We start from the raw sequence: 18165 nt of genomic DNA, 5'->3' as shown, positions 1-18165 counted from the left end.
CGGATGGGGGAGGCTAAGGCCCCGCCCGCCAATGTCAATGTCCGGGGGAGCACCGGCTAGACCAGGCTGAGCTCCCTGTTCTCCTTGCCGATCAGCGCGCGGAAATCAGCCTCGGGCATTGGCCGGTTGAAATAATAGCCCTGTGCCTCGGTGCAGCCGGCTGCCGTCACGATATCGACCTGCGCCAGCGTCTCGACGCCTTCGGCGGTCGTCGCCATCTTGAGATTGCGCGCGAGGTTAGTGATCGACTGTATGATAGCCACGCTTTCCGGCCGGCTTTCGAGGTCGCGCACGAAGCTCTGGTCGATCTTGAGCTTGTCGAACGGAAAGCGCTGCAGGTAGCTGAGCGAAGAATAACCGGTGCCGAAGTCATCGAGCGCGATCCGCAGGCCCAGCGCCCGCAAGCGGTGGAGGGCATCGAGATTGGTGATGTTGTTCTGCAGCAGCACGGATTCGGTGATTTCGAGATCAAGCCGGTTGGACGGGAAGCCGGTTTCCTCCAGCACGCGCTTGATCAGCTCCGGCAGCCCCGGTTCACGGAACTGCACGGGAGAGAGATTGACCGATACCCGCACGCCGCTCGGCCAGTCGCGAGCCTGCCCCAGCGCCCGGCGCAGGGCCCATTCGCCCAGCGCGTTGATGAGCCCGGTTTCCTCGGCCAGCGGAATGAACTCCCCCGGCGAGATCATGCCGCGCTCCGGATGATGCCACCGGATCAGCGCTTCACCGCTCACCACGCGGCGCGTGCTGAGGGAAACCAGCGGCTGGAAATAGAGCTCGAACTGTTCCAGCTCGATGCCGCGCCGCAGATCGGCCTCGAGCTTGCGCCGCACCTGCAGCGCCGCCTCGATTTCAGGAGCGAAGAAATTGAACGTGCTGCTGCCCTCGGCCTTGGCGCGATAGAGCGCCAGGTCGGCATTCTTCATCAGCTCGTCGGTATCGCGCCCGTCGCGCGGCGCCACGGCCACGCCGATGCTGGTGCTGATGACGATCTCGTTGCCGTCGATGAGATAAGGCCGGTTGATCGCCCGCAGCAGCCGGGCCGCAAGTTCGGTCGTGCTGGCCAGCGAATTGTCGACGCAACGATGGAGCACGGCGAACTCGTCGCCGCCGAGCCGCGCCACGATATCGGGCGCCGAGACGGAACTGCGCAGGCTGTCGGCCACCTGGCGCAGCAATGCGTCGCCCACGGGGTGCCCGAGGCTGTCATTGACTTCCTTGAACCGGTCGAGATCGAGATAGAGGATGGCGAAGGGCTGGCCCGAATTCTGCAGCCGGCGCGTGGCCTGCTGGGCGCTCTTCCAGAATAGCAGCCGGTTGGGCATGCCCGTCAGCGCATCGTGATGCGCCATGTGGACGATATGATCCTGCGTGCGCTGCCGCTCGGTGACGTCCTCGAAGGTCGACACCCACCCGCCCCCGACCATCGGTGCGTGGGTCACCGCCAGCACCATGCCGTCGAACCGATGGATGCGTTCGCCGGGCATGATCGGCGTTTCCGTCTCGTCGCCATCCTCGCCATCGGCGATCGCAAGATCGAGGCTCTGCGGCAGGAGTTCGGGCGCCACGATCTCGCTCAGCGGCGTGCCCGGCGCGACGCGATCGGGATCGAGCTTCAGGAGTTCGAGGAAGCGCTTGTTGTAGACGATGACCCGCCGCTCGGCATCGAGCAGGCAAAGGCCCTGGGACATGTTGTTGAGCGCCGCGTTGAAGCGGTCGTTCTGCGTCTGGAGCGCGATGTCCTGGTCGTGCAATTGCTCCTGCGTGCGCTTGAGCAGCCGATTGTGGAAGAGCAGCAGGGCCACGAAAATACAGCCGCAGAGGATGAGGCCGCCGGCAACGAGGGTAAAGACCCATTGCAGCCGGAAGAGGCCTTCGCGATCGTCGGCAATGCGCTGCGCGTTCCAGACATTGGCGTCGGCAGAGAGCCGGGCAAGCTTGGGATAGACCGGCTCCATGATGGCGAGGAGCCGCGTGGCCACGCCCGGATCGCCAAGCGTATCGAGCTGCGCCTCGACTTCCTTGAGCACCCGCTCGAGATCGGCCACTGTATCGACATTGCGCTTGCTGGCATTGATGAACTTGCTGATCTCGTCGCTCTTGAGCGTCTTGAGGCGGTTCATCATGATGTCGTAACGCAGCTTGACCTCGGCCGCGTCCACGGGACTGTCCGCGATCTGGTATTCGCTGATGCGTTGCTGCAGCCGCGCGAACTCTGCCGGTCCCTGCGCGACAAGCCAGTTGACGTTACCGCGGCCGACGTCCTTGAGCGCCGTCTGCCGCTGGAAAACCAGAAGAGATGTGTAGCCCGCTGACGCGATAAATCCGACGATTACGATCGCTAGGGCTATCCGCAATATGCGGATGGTGGAGGGCTTCATGGCTAACAACTAGCTCAGTCGGCCGGTTGTCTGGTTATTCGACGCTGATCTCCTTGACCTGCCAGACCGCACGACCGTGATAGGGCTGTCCCTGCAGCACGGGGTTGCTGTCGAACGGATACATCACGAAGAACGGGCCCTGATCATCGACCGGCATGTATTCGCCGTTCCGCTTGATGGCCAGGATCGTGCCGAATTCGTAGAAGTCCGACGTGGGAATGTCGACGCTATAATCATTGAGCGCCGTAACAGTTGCGGTCTCGCCCGAGGCGCCTGCTTCCTTGAGCAGTTTTTCGAGCGGAACGCCCTCGAAGTCGATGACGCCTTCGTTCCAGGGCGTCGTGGTCTTGATCGAGACCATGCCCATCTTCTCAAGCTGATCACGATCATAGGTAACCGAGCCGGCCGCGCTGGTTACCTTGAGCTTGGGCAGGTCGTCGGCGGCGAGCGTTGGGAAGGCAAAAGTCGCCGCTGCCGCCGCTACAACGATAAAGGCTGATAAGCTTGTGGTTTTAAACATGGTATGTGGGTCCTCTTCGCCGCCAAATGTGCTCTAAAACACATTCATGCGTAGTTAATAAGGCTAAACCGCCCGCCTGGCGATTGCGAAGAAATGGTCTTTGAACAGGCCCGTTTATCCGGCGAGCAGGACCAGAAGTAGCGCGAGCGCCGCCGGCACCGTCTGCACGAAAAGGATCGAGCGCTTGGCGGTCAGCGATCCGTAGATGCCGGCCACCATCACGCAGACGAGGAAGAATATCTGGACCTGGACGCCGATGGCATGGTCCGGATGCACCAGGCCCCAGATGAGGCCTGCGGCGAGGAACCCGTTATAGAGCCCCTGATTGGCGGCGAGCGCGCGGGTGGAGGCGGCGAATTCCGCGCTCGTCCCGAACCGTTTGCGGGTCGACTCCTGCGTCCAGAGGAACATCTCGAGGACGAGGATGTAGACGTGAAGCAGGGCCACCAGCCCCACCAGGATCTTCGCCGCAATATCCACTAGCTGCCTCCGCTCACCCGCACCGGCTGCCCGCCGATGACCTTGACTGCCTCGGAGCCTGCTGCGATCCCGGCTTTTAGGCAAGCGGTCTCGTCGGCCCCGCGCAATTGCGCGGCGATGAAGCCGGCGGCGAAGGCGTCGCCCGCCCCGGTGGAATCGACCACCGGCACCCTGGGCGCCGGCAGGTCGATGTTGATGCCGTCTCGCGTGCCGATGACAGCGCCCAGCGCCCCGCGCTTGATGACGACGCGCTCGAAGCGCTGGCCGAGCATCGCCATCTGCGAGACGCTGTCGTGATAGCCCGAAAGCGCCAGGGCTTCGGCATCATTGGCAAAGAGGATCGAGGCGCCATCGGTCCAGTCGAGGAAATTGCCGACCCCGACCTCATGGAGAAAACCGACCGAGGCCGGATCCACGGCGACCTTTATGTCGCGCGAGCGCGCCAGCGCGAAAAGCCTGCGAACCGCCGCGCGCGGACCGGGAGCGAAGAAGGAATAGCCGGAGACGACAACGAGCCCGACGCCATCCAATAGGCTTTCGGGCAGATCGTCGGTGCACAGTTCAAGGTTGGCGCCGCGATCGGTGAGGAAGCTGCGCTCGCCATCCGGATCGACAATGGTGACGAGGACGCCCGAAGGGTGCTCCCGATCGGCAACGAGCATCGGCTCGACCGAAAAGCCGCGGAAATAGTTTTCGAGGCGCGCTCTGTCCTCGGCGCCGACCCGGGCGACGAACCGAACATCGGCACCCATCGCCCCAAGCCAGACCGCCTGGTTGGCGCCCGACCCGCCGGGGCGCGAGCGGATGGCCGCACGCCGGTCGGAGCCGCGATTGAGCGGCCCCTCGGGCTTGACGATGATGTCGGTCATGACGTCGCCGACGACGAGGACCTTGCCCCCGGCGGCTGGCGTCATGCGCGGCGAACCTGAGCCGACGAGGCCTTGGGCGCCATGGCGGCAAGCTGCACGGCGATCTGCGCGGCAACCGCGGCGTTGTTCTCGACCAGCGCGATATTGGCGGCGAGGCTCTTGCCTTCCGTCAATTCGAAGATGCGCTTGAGGAGGAACGGGGTCAGGTCCTTGCGCGAGACGTTTTCGGCCTCGGCGCCCTTGATGGCCTCGGCAATGCGCGCCTCGATGGCAGAGGCCTCGAGGGCATCCTTGGCCGGGATCGGGTTGGCGACGAGCACGCCGCCCATGCCGAGCTCGGTCTGGAGCGCCACGACCTTGGCGATATCCCTGACGTCATCGAAGCGATGATCGACCTTCTGCCCGCTTTCGCGCGCCCAGAAGGCCGGGAACTGATCGGTGCCGTAGCCAAGCACGGGCACACCATTGGTCTCCAGCACCTCGAGCGTCTTGGCGATATCGAGGATCGACTTCGCGCCCGCGCAGACGACGGCAACCGGCGTGCGCGAAAGCTCTTCGAGATCGGCCGAAATATCGAAGGTCTCCTCGGCGCCGCGATGCACGCCGCCGATGCCGCCGGTAGCGAAGACCTGGATACCGGCGAGCGCGGCGATCTGCATGGTGGTGGCAACCGTCGTGCCGGCGAGACCGCCCGTCACGAGAAGCGCCGCAACGTCGCGCCGCGAGGCTTTAGCCGCCTTGCCGCCCTCGAGCGCCAGCCGCTCCAGATCCTCGCTGGTGAGACCGACAGCGAAGCGTCCGTCCATGATGGCGATCGTGGCCGGCACTGCGCCATTGTCGCGGATCACCTTTTCCACGTTCTGGGCCATGGAAAGGTTCTGCGGATAGGGCATGCCGTGGGTGATGATGGTCGATTCCAGCGCCACGACCGGCTTGCCGGCGGCGAGCGCGGCTTTGACCTCGGGGCTGATCGAGAGATAGGACTTGGCGGTCACGGGAATGATCCTTCGTCAAGAGCGTCCGGACCCACTGTCCGCGGTCCGGTTTTGCGCTTATAGAGGCCCGCCGGACACAATGGTCAAGCCCCCCACAAAATTCGGCCCGCCAGTCCTTGTCGCCACAGAAAATCCGCTCTAACGTGCGCCCGTTCTAGAGAAAAAGGTCCACTTCGCTGCACCAGACATCCGTTGATCCAATTGCTCCTTTGGATCGATATGCGCCCGCCAGCGGGTCCATTGCCAGCGACAGTTTTCCCGGCGCAGTTTCGCGCCGCTTTTCATTGCACACCGCTGTTCAGCGTCGCGCCGCCCTGTTCGTGCGCACCGGCGCGGTCTTGGCCTTTTGTCGCCCGACGGATGCGCGCCCCCGGAGGGGCGCCGTGACAAGAGCCTCCTGATCGCGGGCGCAGACCCCGCGGACCCAACCGGGTGCCCTCTCCACCCGGCAAGCAATGAGAGAAAAAGACCGCGGGGACGGAACCCTGCGGGAACGTGCCCCAGACTTAGGAGCTGTCCGAATGAACAAACATCTCATTCTGGCTCTCGGCGCCCTCGCGGTTGCCGCGCCAGCCCTCACCCTGCCGGCCCTGGCCCAGGAAAACGTCGTCAACGTCTATAACTGGTCCGACTATATCGCCGACGACACCATCGCCAAGTTCGAGGCGGAGACCGGCATCAAGGTCAATTACGACGTCTATGACAGCAACGAGATCGTGGACGCCAAGCTCCTGGCGGGCAATTCCGGCTACGACATCGTCGTGCCCTCGGGCAATTTCCTGCAGCGCCAGGTCAAGGCCGGCCTGCTGCTGCCGCTCGACAAGTCCAAGCTGCCCAACCTGGTCAACATGGACCCGGCCATCATGCAGGCGGCGACCGAATTCGACCCGGACAACGCCCATTCCGTGCCCTACATGATCAACACGATCGGCCTGGGCTACAACGTCGCCAAGGCCAAGGCCGCGCTCGGCGACGGCGTCGCGCTCGATAGCTGGGACCTGCTGTTCAAGCCGGAAAACGCGGAAAAGCTGGCCTCGTGCGGCATCGCCGTGCTCGACAGCCCGTCCGAAGTGATGGGCATCGCGCTCCACTATCTCGGGCTCGACCCCAATTCGGAGAGCGAGGAAGACCTGGCCAAGGCCGAGGCGCTGATGACCTCGATCAAGCCCTATATCCGCTACTTCCACTCGTCCCAGTACATCGACGACCTGGGCAATGGCGAAATCTGCCTGGCCTTGGGCTATTCGGGCGACGTGTTCATCGCCGCCGATGCCGCCAAGCAGGCCAACCAGGGCGTTGAGGTCAACTACATCATCCCCAAGGAAGGCGCCGCGACGCTCTTCGACTTCCTCGCCATCCCGGCGGACGCGCCGCACCCGGAAAATGCCCTGAAGTTCATCAACTTCATCATGGAACCGGAAATCGTGGCGGCCATCACCAACTACGTGTTCTACGCCAACCCGAACCTGAAGGCCCTGCCGTTCGTGGATGACGAGGTGAAGAACAATCCGGGCATCTATCCGCCCGCCGATGTCTTGGCCAAGGCCTTCGTGATGACGGCGCATTCGCCTGAATACGAAGAAGTGTTGACCCGCACCTGGACCCGCATCAAAACCGGCCAGTAAGAGCCAAACGGGGGCGGTGCGAACCGCCCCTCACGTCTTTGAAGAGTCCGCAAATGGCCAAGAAGCCCCAGCTCGCCGTCGACACGCGCCCCTGGCGCGATCCGAACGCCAAGCCGTTCGTGCGCATCAAGAACGTCACCAAGAAGTTCGGTGACGTCGCCGCCGTCGCCGATGTGTCGCTCGATATCTACAAGTCCGAACTCTTCTGCCTTCTGGGCGGATCGGGCTCCGGCAAGTCGACGCTGTTGCGCATGCTCGCCGGCTTTGAGGAGCCGACCTCCGGCTCCATCGAGATCGACGGCCAGGACATGACCGGGGTGCCGCCCTACAAGCGCCCCGTCAACATGATGTTCCAGTCCTATGCGCTCTTTCCGCATATGAGCGTGGAGAAGAACATAGCCTATGGCTTGAAGCGCGAAGGCCTGCCCAGGGACGAGATCGCGGCGCGCGTCGCCGAATTGCTGCACCTCGTCAAGCTCGAGCCCTATGCCCAGCGCCGTCCGCACCAGCTTTCCGGCGGCCAGCGCCAGCGCGTGGCCCTCGCCCGCGCCCTCGCCAAGCGCCCCAAACTGCTGCTGCTCGACGAACCCCTCGGCGCGCTCGACAAGAAGCTGCGCGAGGAAACCCAGTTCGAGCTGGTCAAGATCCAGGAAACGCTGGGCGTCACCTTCATCGTGGTCACCCACGACCAAGAAGAGGCGATGAGCCTGGCCACCCGCATCGGGGTGATGAACCAGGGCGAGATCGCCATGATCGGCGAGCCCACCGATGTCTATGAATTCCCCAATTCGCGCTTCGTCGCAGGCTTCATCGGCTCGGTGAACATGTTCGAGGGCATCGTCACCGAGGACGAGGCCGACCATGTGCGCATCCGCTCGGCCGAAGCCGGCTGCGACATCTATGTCGACCACGGCGTCGACTGCGCGCCCGACCAGATCCTCTGGTACGCCATCCGCCCCGAAAAGATTACCCTGACCCGCGAAAAGCCCGAGGGCGACGCCAACATCACCAAGGGGATTGTCGAGGACATCGCGTATCTCGGCGACATGAGCGTTTTCCAGGTCAAGCTCGACAGCGGCAAATATCTGCGCGTCACCAAGGCCAATGCCGAGCGCGGCGACCCCAACGCCATCAAGTGGGACGAGGAAGTCTACGCGCAGTGGAGCGGAGGCGCGGGTTCCGTGTTGACCGTATGAGCGTCCACGGCGCGCTCCCCGAGGTAAAGCCCTGGAAGGGCCTGCGGCGCTTGAAGGAGCGCGGCGTCACCGGCCGCTGGACGGTGATCCTGCCGCCGCTCCTGTGGCTCGTGATCTTCTTCCTCATTCCGCTGGCCGTAGTCTTCGGCATTTCGCTTTCGACCAAGCAGTTCGGCCGCCCGCCCTATTCGAGCCTTTTGAGCTTCGGGGAAAACGGCACGGTGCAACTGACGCTGCACCTCTCCAATTACCTGAAGCTCTTTCAGGACAACCTCTACATCGCCGCTTATCTCAACTCGATCAAGATCGCGGCGATCTCGACGGCGTTCGCGCTGCTCATCGGCTATCCGATGGCCTATTTCATCGCGCGCTCGTCCGACCGCTGGCGCAACATCCTGCTGATGCTGGTCATCCTGCCGTTCTGGACCTCGTTCCTGCTGCGCGTCTATGCGCTGACCGGTTTTATGCGCGGCAATGGCGTCATCAACAACTTCCTCGGGCTTTTCGGCATCCAGCCCATCGTGATGCTGCAGACCGATTTCGCCGTCTATGTCGGCATCGTCTATTCCTACCTGCCCTTCATGATCCTGCCGCTCTATACGACGCTGGTGAAGCTGGACGGCGCCCTGCTCGAAGCCTCGGCGGATCTGGGCGCGCGCCCCTTCCGCACGTTCCTCTCGATCACGCTGCCGCTCTCCATGCCCGGCATCATCGCCGGCTCCATGCTGGTCTTCATTCCGGCCATCGGCGAATTCGTCATCCCGTCCCTGCTCGGCGGCCCCGGTACGCTCATGATCGGCCGCGTCCTATGGGACGAATTCTTCGCCAACACCAACTGGCCGCGCGCCGCCGCGGTCGCCATTGCCATGCTGGTCGTGGTGGTCGTGCCCATCATGCTCATGCAGCGGGCGCAGAATGCCGTTGTGGAGAAGAAGTGATGCGTCGCGGCTGGCTGCTTCCCACCATCGCCGTTCTCGGCTTCGCCTTCCTCTATGGGCCTATCGTTTCGCTTGTCGTCTTCTCGTTCAACGAGAGCCGGCTGGTGACGGTGTGGTCGCGCTTCTCGCTCAAATGGTATGGCGAGCTCTTCGCCGACCCGCAGATGCTGGGCGCCGCCTGGCTCTCGCTGCAGATAGCCGCCACCTCGGCCAGCATCGCACTGGTGCTGGGCACGCTCTGTGCCGTGGCGCTCGTCCGCTTCCGCCGCTTCCGCGGCCGCACGGCCCTGGCCGGCATGGTCTCGGCGCCGTTGGTCATGCCCGACGTCATTACCGGCCTTTCCCTGCTGCTGCTGTTCGTGGCCATGGAAGGCCTCATCGGCTGGCCCTCGGGACGCGGCGCGACGACCATCACCATCGCCCACACCACGTTCTGCATGGCCTATATCACCGTGGTGGTGCAGTCGCGGCTGGCGGACCTCGACTTGAGCCTCGAAGAAGCGGCGATGGACCTCGGCGCCACCCCGGCCCGGGTCTTCTTCGACATCACCCTCCCCATCATCGCCCCGGCGCTGATCTCGGGCTGGCTGCTCGGCTTCACGCTCTCGCTCGACGACCTCGTCATCGCCAGCTTCGTCTCCGGCCCCGGCTCTTCGACGCTGCCCATGGTGATCTTTTCCAAGATCCGCCTCGGCGTCTCGCCGGACGTCAACGCGCTGGCGACGATCATCATCGGCATCGTTTCGCTGGGCGTGCTGGGGGCTACGATCTTGCAGATGACGCGGCCCAAGACGAACAAGGCGTAGATACTGCTAAAGCGACCGATAGCGGCGCATATCAGCCAATAGCCATCCCCACCACCGCACTCCCCCGGGCGAAGACCCGGGGCCTATTGCACCGCTCCACCCGAGTGGAGATATCCGTGGGCCCCGGCTCTGCGGCCGGGGAAGATCGAGTACGTAGGCTACTCAGCGGCGACGGCCGAAATGCCGATAACGGATGTCCGGATCGCACATTTAGCGCTCGACGGTCTAGCTGCTCCCACGCCGCCGCTCACTTCACCGCGAAAAATTCGTGATCGCGGAACCCCTTGCGCGAAGGCGCGATTGGTTCCATCTTCACGTCATGTTCAACCAATCGCAAAGGAGGTGATCCAATGTCCAATGAGAAGATGGCTCTCGAAGGCCTTGGAGTGATGGTGTTCGTGTCGGGGCAGCCCTCGGCATAAAATCCTCCCTCCTTTCGGATCGCTCCCGCGATCCGGGTCAGATGAGGACCTGAAAACTCATGGGGGCCGTCCGCAAGGGCGGCCCTTTTGCATGGAGCGCATCGTTCGCCAATGCATTCCGCCTTGTTCAACATATGCGCAACAAGTCGAACTTGCGCCGCGCCTGCACATCTCCTAGTTTTAAGGGGTCGCTCGATCGGGCGGCACGAACATAACGTTCTCAGGGCGGGGCGAAATTCCCCACCGGCGGTAATGGAAGCCTTGGCTCCCTAGCCCGCGAGCGCCACTTCGGTGGGTCAGCAGATTTCGGTGCGATTCCGAAGCCGACGGTCACAGTCCGGATGAAAGAGAACGGGTGAGCTTTGGGCTTGCGGCCGCCTTGCGCCTGTTTTCGCGCGCCGGGCTTTGCCGTCGGTCTCTTCGATCCCCCGTAAACCCTGAGGAAACTGGTTTACGAAAGGATCGAAATTGAGCCAGCTTTCCTCCCCGACCAACCAGCCCATCCAGGGCGCGGTCTATATGCTGGGCGCCGGCATTACCTTTGCCGTCACTAACCTGCTTACCCCCTACATCACCTATACGCTCGGCGTGCCTTCGACTGCGGTGGTCTTCTGGCAATATGTCATCGCCACCGTCTTCGCCTTGCCGCTGATCCTGCGCATCGGTTTTGGCGCACTCAAGACGCGCCACCCCATCGCCCATGAGCTGCGTGCTTTCCTCTCGGCCCTGGGTGTCCAGTTCTTCGCCTTCGGCTTTGCCTCGGGCGTGCCGGTCTGGCAGATGGTGGCGCTCTCGATGACCGGGCCCTTCTTCATCATTGCCGGCGCCGTGCTGGTGCTGGGCGAGAAGGTGACGCCGCAGCGCCTGCTCGCCACCCTTGTCGGTTTCATCGGCGCGGTACTCGTGGCCGGCGTCGGTACCGAGAGCTTCTCCTGGGCCTCGATCCTGCCGATCATCGCGGCGGCGCTCTGGGGCACGGTTTCGGTGATGACCAAGTGGCTGGCCCGCGAGGAAGCGCCGGAATCGCTGACGCTCTACATGCTGGTGCTGATCACGCCCAACCACTTCCTGATCGGGCTCATCCTCGGCGTCATCGTCACCGCCTTCCCCGGCGTGCTGCCGGGCAGCCTCGCCAACGGCTTCGATTTCATGCCGCCGGACGGCGACGCACTGTGGTTCATCGTGCTGCTGGGCCTGGTGACGGCCGGAGCGCAATACTTCCTGTCGCTCTCCTACAAGGTCGCCGACGCCACCTTCCTGCAGCCCTTCGATGACCTGAAGCTCCCCATCAACACCATTCTTGCCTGGATCGTGCTGAGCCAGGTGCCGAGCCTGCTGTTCTGGCCGGGCGCGCTGCTCATCATGGGCGCGTCGCTCTTCATCCTGCGGCAGGAAACCGGTCGCTCCAAGACCGGCTCCCTTCAGGCTGCCTGACGACAACGACCCGTTCGCGCGATAGTCGCGGGCGGGTCAACCTTTTTCGGCTACGTTCACCCAGCGCCCCTCATGGTGGGAGCGAGCCATGGCGTGGACAGTCCGCTCGATCTCGAGCCCCTGGGCGAAATCGATGACGCGGGCCTCCTGGCCGGCAATGGATTTGAGCAGTTCGTGCGCCTCGATGATTTTCAGGTCGTTGAACCCCAGGCCGTGCCCCGCCGCCGGAATGAAGCGATCATAGGGCGGATGGGACGGGCCGGTGAGGATGGTCCGAAAACCCTGCTCGGCCGGCTTGTCGCTGGTCACATAGACCTGCACTTCGTTGAGCCGCTCCTGATCGTAGGTAATGGTGCCTTTGGCCCCGAAAATCTGCACGGCGATGCGGCCCTTGCGGCCCCAGGCCGTGCGGCTCAAGGCGATGAGGCCGGAGGCGCCGTTTTGCAGCTCGATGAGGATCGAGGCGATGTCGTAGGTTTCAACGCTCCGCCGCCCGCCATCGCGGGCGGGACGGTCGGCATAGGGCTTTGACATATTGGCCATGACCCGCTCGACCGGCCCCAGCAGCGTGGTGATGAGGGAAAGCGGGTGTACGCCGAAATCATCGATGGCGCCATAGCCCGACGAGGCTTCGCTCTTCCAGTAGAAAAGGGCATCGGGATCGGCCATGAAATCCTCGTCCATCTCGACGCGGACATGGTTGACCGGGCCGATCACCCCGTCGCGCAACAGCGCATCGATATGCCGGATGGCCGGGTTCTGGATGTAATTGTAGCCGAGCATCGCAACCTTGCCCGAGGCACGGGCGGCGTCGGCCATGCGCTGCGCATCGGCGAAGGCGACGGCCATGGGCTTTTCGCACCAGACATGCTTGCCCGCTTCGAGGGCGGCGATGGCCATGTCGGCGTGAAACTGGTTGGGCGTGGTGATCGAGACGACTTCGACCTCGGGATCGGCGACTACGTCGCGCCAATTGCCGGTGGCGCGCTCAAAGCCGAATTCCTCGGCCTTTTGCCGCGCCAGTTCGACCGTGACCTCGCCCAGATGCACGAGGCGCGGTCGCCTGCCATTGCCGAACACGGCCTTGACCGAATTCCAGGCCAACGCATGGCATTTGCCCATATAGCCCGTGCCGATAAGGCCGATGCCGATCGTCTGCGTCATTTGCAAAGCTCTCCGTCAAGAAAACGCCCGGGCCGTAGTCCGGGCGCGTGGGCAGGGAGGGAAATCCCAAATTACTTATACTGCTCGGCATTGTCCTTGGTGACCAGCACCGTGCCGGTATCGATGACCGGTTCGATGGTCTTGCCGGCCTTGAGGTCAACCAGCGCCTGCACGCCGAAGCCGCCGATATTGCCCGGCGCCTGGGCGATGGAGGCGGTCATTTCCCCGGCAAGGATCGAAGCGGCGGCATCCGGATTGGCGTCGAAGCCGACCACCATCACGTCCTGGAGCTTGGCCGCGGCCTTGAGGGCCTCGACGGCGCCGAGCGCCATGTTGTCGTTGGAGGCGAAGACGCCCTTGATGTTGGGGTTGCCGGTGAGGATGTTCTCCATCACCGACTGGCCCTTGGCGCGATCCCATTCGGCGGTCTGCTCGGCCACGACCTTGAGGCCGCAGGCTTCAAGGCCCTTCTTGGAGCCCTCGGCACGCGCCTGGCCGGTGGACTGGGAGATCAGGCCCTGCAGGATTGCCACTTCCGAGCCCTGCGGCAGGTTCTTGCACATGAAATCGGCGGCGAGCGCGGCGCCCACGGCATTGTCGGTGCCGATAAAGGTCACGCCCTCGTTGACGCCCTTGGTATCCACGAACACCACCGGGATGCCGGCGGCCTTGGCGGCGTCGACGACCGGGGCGAGCGCATTGGGATCGGTGGGGGCGAGGGCGATGCCCGAAACCTTCTGGGCGATGAGGTCCTCGATCTGGGTGATCTGGGCCTGGACGTCGGATTCGGCCGGCGGGGCGACGACCACGACATCGACGCCGAGCTCGGCGCCCTTGTCCTTGGCGCCCTTCTCGACCGCAGCCCAGAACGGGTTGCCTGCGCCGGGGCCCTTCATGCCGACGACATAGGTATCGGCCGCATACGAGACTGCAGTCATGGCAGCAAGCGCAACGCCTGCCAGCAGAAGCTTCTTCATTTGGTCCTCCCTAAGAACCTTCTGTCTCCGCCTCGTCTTGTGCGCCGCCCGTCCGGAGACGGTTACAGGCGACGATTGGTAAACTCAGCTGCGCAAAGCCGCGCGGCGGCGTAGCACGTCGATATAGACGGCGATGATGATGACGAGCCCGATCAGGATCATCTGCCAGAACGCCGAAACGTTGTTGATGTTGAGCCCGTTCCGCAGGATGCCCATGATGAGCACGCCCGCCAGCACGCCCAGCACGGTGCCGCGCCCGCCGAAGAACGAGGCGCCCCCGATGATGACGGCGGCGATGGCGTCGAGCTCGATGCCGATGCCGGCGTTCGGAAAGCCGCTATCGGTGCGGCCGGCGAGCAGCAGCCCGGCCAGGCCCGCGAAGAACCCGCAGAGCACGTAGACGAGGACCAGCACCGCATCGACATTGATGCCCGAGACCCGCGCCGCATGCGGGTTGCCGCCGATGGCAAAGATGTGCCGGCCCGTCGAGGTCTTGGCGAGGAACCACCAGAGCGCGATGGCGCAGACCAGCACCACGATGAGGCTGGCCGGAATGCCGGCCGGCGGGGCGAAGATGCCCAGGTCATAATAGGCCTGGCCCAGATAGCGCACTTCGGGCTGGAGGCCCGAAACCGGGGCGCCGTTGGTGACGAGATAGGTGAGGCCGCGCGCGATGTTGAGCGTGCCCAGCGTCATGATGAAAGGATGCGGCAGGCGCAGCAGCGTGAGGCCAAGGCCGTTGATGAGGCCCATGGCGATGCCGATGGCGGGGCCGATGAGCAGCACCAGCGGCCAGGGCACGCCCGCCTTGCTGGCAATGGCCAGCGTCACCATGGCCAGGGCCATGGTGGAGCCGACGGAAAGATCGATGCCGGCGGTGACGATGACCACGAACATGCCCAGCGCCAGGAGCGCCAGCGAGGCGTTTTGCTTCAAGATATTGGTGAGGTTCTCGGCCGACAGGAACACACCGGGCTTGATGGCGGCAAGGATGGCCATCATCACCACGACCACGATAATGATGCCGTAGGTATCCAGGAACTTGGCGAGGCGCGGGTTATGGAACATCATTGCAGCCTGTCATGGGCGAGGCTGTCGGTATGGCCCTTGGTACCCATGATCCAGCCGATGACTTCGTTGCGGTGGGTTTTGTCCAGTGGCGCATCGGCGAAATTGGTGCCCTGATAGAGCGCCATCACCCTGTCGCAGCAATAGAAGATGTCGTCCATGCGGTGCGAGATGATGATGACGGCGACGCCGTGATCCTTGAGGCTTTTTATGAGGTCGAGCACCTTGCCGACCTCCTTGATGGCGAGGGCCGCCGTCGGCTCGTCCATGATGACGAGTTTGGCTGAAAACGCCGTGGCGCGGGCGATGGCGACGGCCTGACGCTGACCGCCCGAGAGTTCCTCGGTATTCTGGTCGATCGACTTGACGTGGATCTTGAGATTGTCGAGGTGGCGACTCGCCATCTCGCGCGCTTCGTGGTGATTGATGAGAGTCAGCGGCCCGAGCTTCCGGCCCGGCTCGCGGCCCAGATAGATGTTCTCGTAGATCGGCATGTTCCCGGCCAGCGCAAAATCCTGGTAGACCATCTCGATGCCGAGGGCCCGGGCATGCTTGGGGCTGGAGAACTGCACCGGCTGACCATCGAAGAAGAGCTGGCCTTCGCTGGGCGTGTAGAGGCCCGAGAGAATCTTCATCAGCGTCGACTTGCCGGCGCCATTATCGCCGACGACGCCGAGCACTTCGCCGTGGGCGACGTGAAAATTGACATTATGCAGGGCCGTGATCGCGCCGAAATACTTGGAGATGCCCTTGGCCTCCAGTAGCGGCGTGGATGACGTTTCCGCCATTCCGCTCCTCCCCTCAAGCATTCGTCATTCCAATTGGAACAAACGCTGCTTTTTATCTTGTCTTGGAATATTTATTCCACGTATTTTGCAAAGGTCAAGGGACATTATTGGTCCCCCTGATGACGATTTCGGGAATTTCTCCGATAGAGCGCCGGCAAGGGCGGGGCAGCGGGGAATTCTAGCCTGGAACAGGCATTCCGGGGATAAACCCGCCCGACCATTGACGCCGGGCCGGCGCGGGGAGGAGGAAGGCAGCGATGAGCAGTTCCACCGATGATAGCGACACCCAGGACAACGGCGCCCCGCGCGATTTCTCCGCGCTGCGGGCCCTGATCGCGGCGCGCTGGGAAAAGCTGCCGCGGCGCCTGACGCAGGTGGCGAGCTACGCGCTCGACAATCCGGACGAAATCGCCTTCGGCACCGCCGCCGGCATCGCCGCGAAGGCCGAGGTGCAACCCTCGACCCTCGTGCGCTTCTCCCAGGCGCTGGGCTACCAGGGCTTTTCGGACCTGCAGGACGTTTTCCGCTCACGGTTGCGCGAAAAGGTGCCGAGCTACGACGAACGGCTGGCCCAGCTCAGGGAGCATGGGCTGGGGGGCAGCAAGGCGGGCCTGGTGCTGGCCGGGTTCCTGGATGCCGCCGAACGCAGCGTCGAGGATTATCGCGCCCGGCTCGAACCGGAGGCGCTGGATCGCGCCATCGAGGTGCTGGCCGGAGCCAAGACCATCTATCTCATCGGGCTGCGCCGCTCGTTCCCCATCACCTCCTACATGGCCTATGCCATGGGCAAGCTGGGCATCCGGCACATCCTCGTGGATGGCGTGGCCGGGCTCGGCGCCGAACAGGCGAGCTTCATCGACGCCGATGACGCCGTGCTGGCGATCAGCTTCACGCCCTATGCCTCCGAAACCGTGGCGCTGACCAATGCGGCAGTCGAGCGCGGCGCGCCGCTGGTTTCGGTGACCGACAGCCCGTTCTCGCCGATTGCGGGAAAAGCCGCGGTTTGCCTCGAGATCGTCGAGGCCAATTTCGAGGGTTTCCGCTCGATGGCGGCAACCATGGCGCTGGCCATGGCGCTGAGCGTGGCGGTGGCGGGGAAACGGGCGGAGTAATCTGCGCGGGTTGCGCCGGCTGGCGGCGCGCTTTCAACGAACGATCAACGAACGCGAACTCCCCGGCGACGGCCGGGGCCTATTGCAGTGCGCAGCGTGTGTGGAGCGATCCGTGGGCCCCGGCCTTCGCCGGGGAAGAGCGGGGGTGGGGGGCCGTCAGTGCGGGGTGGCGCGGGAATCGAGCTTTTGGCTACCCCCACCCTGTCCCTCCCCCGCAAGGGGGGAGGTGACGTGCCGGCGCGGGTGGTGCAGGGAGGCACGTTGGGTACGGCCGGCTCGGTCGGAGCACCTCCCCCCTTGCGGGGGAGGCTGGGAGGGGGGTGAGCCCCAGACCCTATTTGATCCTGACCGCCTGCCCGGTCTTGAGCGATTCCGTGGCCGCTTCCGCCAGCTTCTGGGCCATCAGGCCGTCATAGCCCGAGGCCGTCGGCTGCTGGCCTTTTTCCAGAAAATCCAGGAAGGCGTTGATCTCGATTCGGTAGGCTTCTTCGTACCGTTCGATAAACGAGAACGGGATCTTGTCTTCGATCCAGCCGCTTTCGTCGGCCTTTTCCACCGTCGTCACATGCACGTTCCCGGCGCGCAAAAGCCCTTTGGAACCATGCACTTCGATGCGCTGGTCGTGGCCGTAGGTGGCGCGGCGGGAATTGGTGATGACGGCGATTTTTCCCGAGGCGGTCTGCATATGGACGGCGGCGGTGTCAATGTCACCGGCCTTGCCGATGGCGGGATCGACGAGGTTGCCGCCCAAGGCATGGACGACGACCGGCTCTTCGCCGAGCAGGAACCGGGCCATATCGAAATCATGGATCATCATGTCGCGATAGAGGCCGCCCGAGCGCTCGATATAGGAGACAGGCGGGGCGGAGGGATCGCGGCAGGCGATGGTGACGATTTCGACGTCGCCGATCTCGCCGTTGCGCAGGCGCTTTTCGAGCACCGAATAATTGGGATCGTAGCGGCGGTGGAAGCCGATCATCAGCGGCACGCCGGCCTTTTCGACCACCGGCAGGCACTTTTCGATGCGTTCGACCGAAAGCGAAACCGGCTTCTCGCAAAGGATGGCCTTGCCGGCGCGGGCGGCTTCCTCGATGAGGTCGGCATGAGTGTCGGTGGGGGTGGCGATGAGAATGGCATCAACGTCCTTGGCCGCGATCACGTCGGCGACCGAGGCGACCTTGGCGCCAACCTTGCCGGCCAGCGCGCTGGCCGCGTCGGGCATGGCGTCGGCGATATAGGCGACACTGGCCCGCCCCGAATTCGCCAGTGTCTGCGCGTGGACATTGCCGATACGCCCTGCCCCAAGAACACCAAACCGCACCATGCCATGCCTCCAAAAAGCCGGGAATCTGAATGGATTCTGAACGAAGATGAACGGCCTCTTCCGGCC

At 63.8% G+C, this 18165-nt stretch carries 16 protein-coding genes and 1 riboswitch; of the genes, 6 read left to right on the top strand and 10 right to left on the bottom strand.

The features are described 5' to 3' along the window. Positions 1–56 precede the first annotated feature (56 nt). The 5 genes from JNE37_RS09730 to JNE37_RS09710 form a co-directional block, all read right to left on the bottom strand. Complete coding sequence (locus JNE37_RS09730) at positions 57–2381, bottom strand: putative bifunctional diguanylate cyclase/phosphodiesterase (RefSeq protein ID WP_052016009.1); 2325 nt, start codon at positions 2379–2381, stop codon at positions 57–59. Positions 2382–2415: 34 nt separating this feature from the next. After that, entirely contained in the window at positions 2416–2901 is a 486-nt protein-coding gene (locus tag JNE37_RS09725) for a putative pterin-binding protein (protein WP_203066101.1), read from the bottom strand. 114 nt (positions 2902–3015) lie between these two features. Continuing rightward, the gene (locus tag JNE37_RS09720) at positions 3016–3381 is read right to left on the bottom strand and encodes a DUF1304 domain-containing protein (RefSeq protein WP_035094715.1); all 366 of its coding nucleotides are present in this window, start codon (positions 3379–3381) and stop codon (positions 3016–3018) included. Further along, complete coding sequence (locus tag JNE37_RS09715) at positions 3381–4295, bottom strand: carbohydrate kinase family protein (RefSeq protein WP_203066100.1); 915 nt, start codon at positions 4293–4295, stop codon at positions 3381–3383. The genes JNE37_RS09720 and JNE37_RS09715 overlap by 1 nt, the downstream gene beginning before the upstream one ends. Next, entirely contained in the window at positions 4292–5245 is a 954-nt protein-coding gene (locus tag JNE37_RS09710) for a pseudouridine-5'-phosphate glycosidase (RefSeq protein ID WP_211200056.1), read from the bottom strand. Before JNE37_RS09710 ends, JNE37_RS09715 begins: the two co-directional genes overlap by 4 nt. A gap of 521 nt (positions 5246–5766) precedes the next feature. Here JNE37_RS09710 and JNE37_RS09705 point away from each other — a divergent pair. The 5 genes from JNE37_RS09705 (at position 5767) to JNE37_RS09685 (ending at position 11666) form a co-directional block, all read left to right on the top strand. Further along, positions 5767–6870 (top strand): polyamine ABC transporter substrate-binding protein, encoded by a 1104-nt coding sequence (locus tag JNE37_RS09705; RefSeq protein ID WP_203066099.1) that lies wholly within the window; start codon positions 5767–5769, stop codon positions 6868–6870. 53 nt (positions 6871–6923) lie between these two features. After that, the gene (locus JNE37_RS09700; RefSeq protein WP_203066098.1) at positions 6924–8066 is read left to right on the top strand and encodes an ABC transporter ATP-binding protein; all 1143 of its coding nucleotides are present in this window, start codon (positions 6924–6926) and stop codon (positions 8064–8066) included. Further along, positions 8063–9004: an ABC transporter permease subunit gene (locus JNE37_RS09695; RefSeq protein WP_203066097.1), complete on the top strand. Its 942-nt coding sequence runs from the start codon at positions 8063–8065 to the stop codon at positions 9002–9004. The genes JNE37_RS09700 and JNE37_RS09695 overlap by 4 nt, the downstream gene beginning before the upstream one ends. Further along, positions 9004–9810: an ABC transporter permease subunit gene (locus JNE37_RS09690; RefSeq protein WP_203066096.1), complete on the top strand. Its 807-nt coding sequence runs from the start codon at positions 9004–9006 to the stop codon at positions 9808–9810. The genes JNE37_RS09695 and JNE37_RS09690 overlap by 1 nt, the downstream gene beginning before the upstream one ends. A gap of 634 nt (positions 9811–10444) precedes the next feature. Beyond that, a riboswitch (FMN riboswitch) is annotated at positions 10445–10589 on the top strand. A gap of 111 nt (positions 10590–10700) precedes the next feature. Next, the gene (locus JNE37_RS09685; RefSeq protein ID WP_203066095.1) at positions 10701–11666 is read left to right on the top strand and encodes a DMT family transporter; all 966 of its coding nucleotides are present in this window, start codon (positions 10701–10703) and stop codon (positions 11664–11666) included. A gap of 36 nt (positions 11667–11702) precedes the next feature. Here JNE37_RS09685 and JNE37_RS09680 read toward each other — a convergent pair whose 3' ends face one another. The 4 genes from JNE37_RS09680 to JNE37_RS09665 all read right to left on the bottom strand — a co-directional run bounded on the left by JNE37_RS09680 (position 11703) and on the right by JNE37_RS09665 (position 15663). Beyond that, a complete protein-coding gene (locus JNE37_RS09680; RefSeq protein WP_203066094.1) occupies positions 11703–12830 on the bottom strand; it encodes a Gfo/Idh/MocA family protein in 1128 nt (375 codons plus the stop codon). 71 nt (positions 12831–12901) lie between these two features. Further along, a complete protein-coding gene (locus tag JNE37_RS09675) occupies positions 12902–13807 on the bottom strand; it encodes a sugar ABC transporter substrate-binding protein (protein WP_203066093.1) in 906 nt (301 codons plus the stop codon). An 84-nt stretch (positions 13808–13891) separates the two neighbouring features. Further along, entirely contained in the window at positions 13892–14878 is a 987-nt protein-coding gene (locus JNE37_RS09670) for an ABC transporter permease (protein ID WP_246513607.1), read from the bottom strand. Next, positions 14875–15663, bottom strand: coding sequence for an ATP-binding cassette domain-containing protein (locus tag JNE37_RS09665; protein ID WP_182399085.1), 789 nt, complete (start codon positions 15661–15663; stop codon positions 14875–14877). Before JNE37_RS09665 ends, JNE37_RS09670 begins: the two co-directional genes overlap by 4 nt. Positions 15664–15920: 257 nt before the next feature. On the opposite strand from JNE37_RS09665, the gene JNE37_RS09660 reads away from it, so the two are divergent. After that, positions 15921–16775: a MurR/RpiR family transcriptional regulator gene (locus JNE37_RS09660; protein ID WP_203066092.1), complete on the top strand. Its 855-nt coding sequence runs from the start codon at positions 15921–15923 to the stop codon at positions 16773–16775. A 334-nt stretch (positions 16776–17109) separates the two neighbouring features. Here the strand turns inward: JNE37_RS09660 and iolG are convergent, their stop codons facing one another. Continuing rightward, positions 17110–18099, bottom strand: a complete 990-nt coding sequence (gene iolG / locus JNE37_RS09655) for an inositol 2-dehydrogenase (protein ID WP_203066091.1) — start codon at positions 18097–18099, stop codon at positions 17110–17112. Positions 18100–18165: the final 66 nt, after the last annotated feature.

The sequence above is a fragment of the Paradevosia shaoguanensis genome, from assembly GCF_016801025.1.
Lineage (GTDB): Bacteria > Pseudomonadota > Alphaproteobacteria > Rhizobiales > Devosiaceae > Paradevosia > Paradevosia shaoguanensis.
Note: the sequence above shows the minus strand (reverse complement) of the source record. Positions and strands in the feature narration are given on the sequence as shown.

What these genes read in the sequence shown, in the direction of transcription:
- JNE37_RS09730 (WP_052016009.1), bottom strand. Translation starts at nt 2,381, where the DNA reads ATGAAGCCCTCCACCATCCGCATATTGCGGATAGCCCTAGCGATCGTA.
- JNE37_RS09725 (WP_203066101.1), bottom strand. Translation starts at nt 2,901, where the DNA reads ATGTTTAAAACCACAAGCTTATCAGCCTTTATCGTTGTAGCGGCGGCA.
- JNE37_RS09715 (WP_203066100.1), bottom strand. Translation starts at nt 4,295, where the DNA reads ATGACGCCAGCCGCCGGGGGCAAGGTCCTCGTCGTCGGCGACGTCATG.
- JNE37_RS09705 (WP_203066099.1), top strand. Translation starts at nt 5,767, where the DNA reads ATGAACAAACATCTCATTCTGGCTCTCGGCGCCCTCGCGGTTGCCGCG.
- JNE37_RS09700 (WP_203066098.1), top strand. Translation starts at nt 6,924, where the DNA reads ATGGCCAAGAAGCCCCAGCTCGCCGTCGACACGCGCCCCTGGCGCGAT.
- JNE37_RS09695 (WP_203066097.1), top strand. Translation starts at nt 8,063, where the DNA reads ATGAGCGTCCACGGCGCGCTCCCCGAGGTAAAGCCCTGGAAGGGCCTG.
- JNE37_RS09690 (WP_203066096.1), top strand. Translation starts at nt 9,004, where the DNA reads ATGCGTCGCGGCTGGCTGCTTCCCACCATCGCCGTTCTCGGCTTCGCC.
- JNE37_RS09680 (WP_203066094.1), bottom strand. Translation starts at nt 12,830, where the DNA reads ATGACGCAGACGATCGGCATCGGCCTTATCGGCACGGGCTATATGGGC.
- JNE37_RS09675 (WP_203066093.1), bottom strand. Translation starts at nt 13,807, where the DNA reads ATGAAGAAGCTTCTGCTGGCAGGCGTTGCGCTTGCTGCCATGACTGCA.
- JNE37_RS09670 (WP_246513607.1), bottom strand. Translation starts at nt 14,878, where the DNA reads ATGATGTTCCATAACCCGCGCCTCGCCAAGTTCCTGGATACCTACGGC.
- JNE37_RS09665 (WP_182399085.1), bottom strand. Translation starts at nt 15,663, where the DNA reads ATGGCGGAAACGTCATCCACGCCGCTACTGGAGGCCAAGGGCATCTCC.
- JNE37_RS09660 (WP_203066092.1), top strand. Translation starts at nt 15,921, where the DNA reads ATGAGCAGTTCCACCGATGATAGCGACACCCAGGACAACGGCGCCCCG.
- iolG (WP_203066091.1), bottom strand. Translation starts at nt 18,099, where the DNA reads ATGGTGCGGTTTGGTGTTCTTGGGGCAGGGCGTATCGGCAATGTCCAC.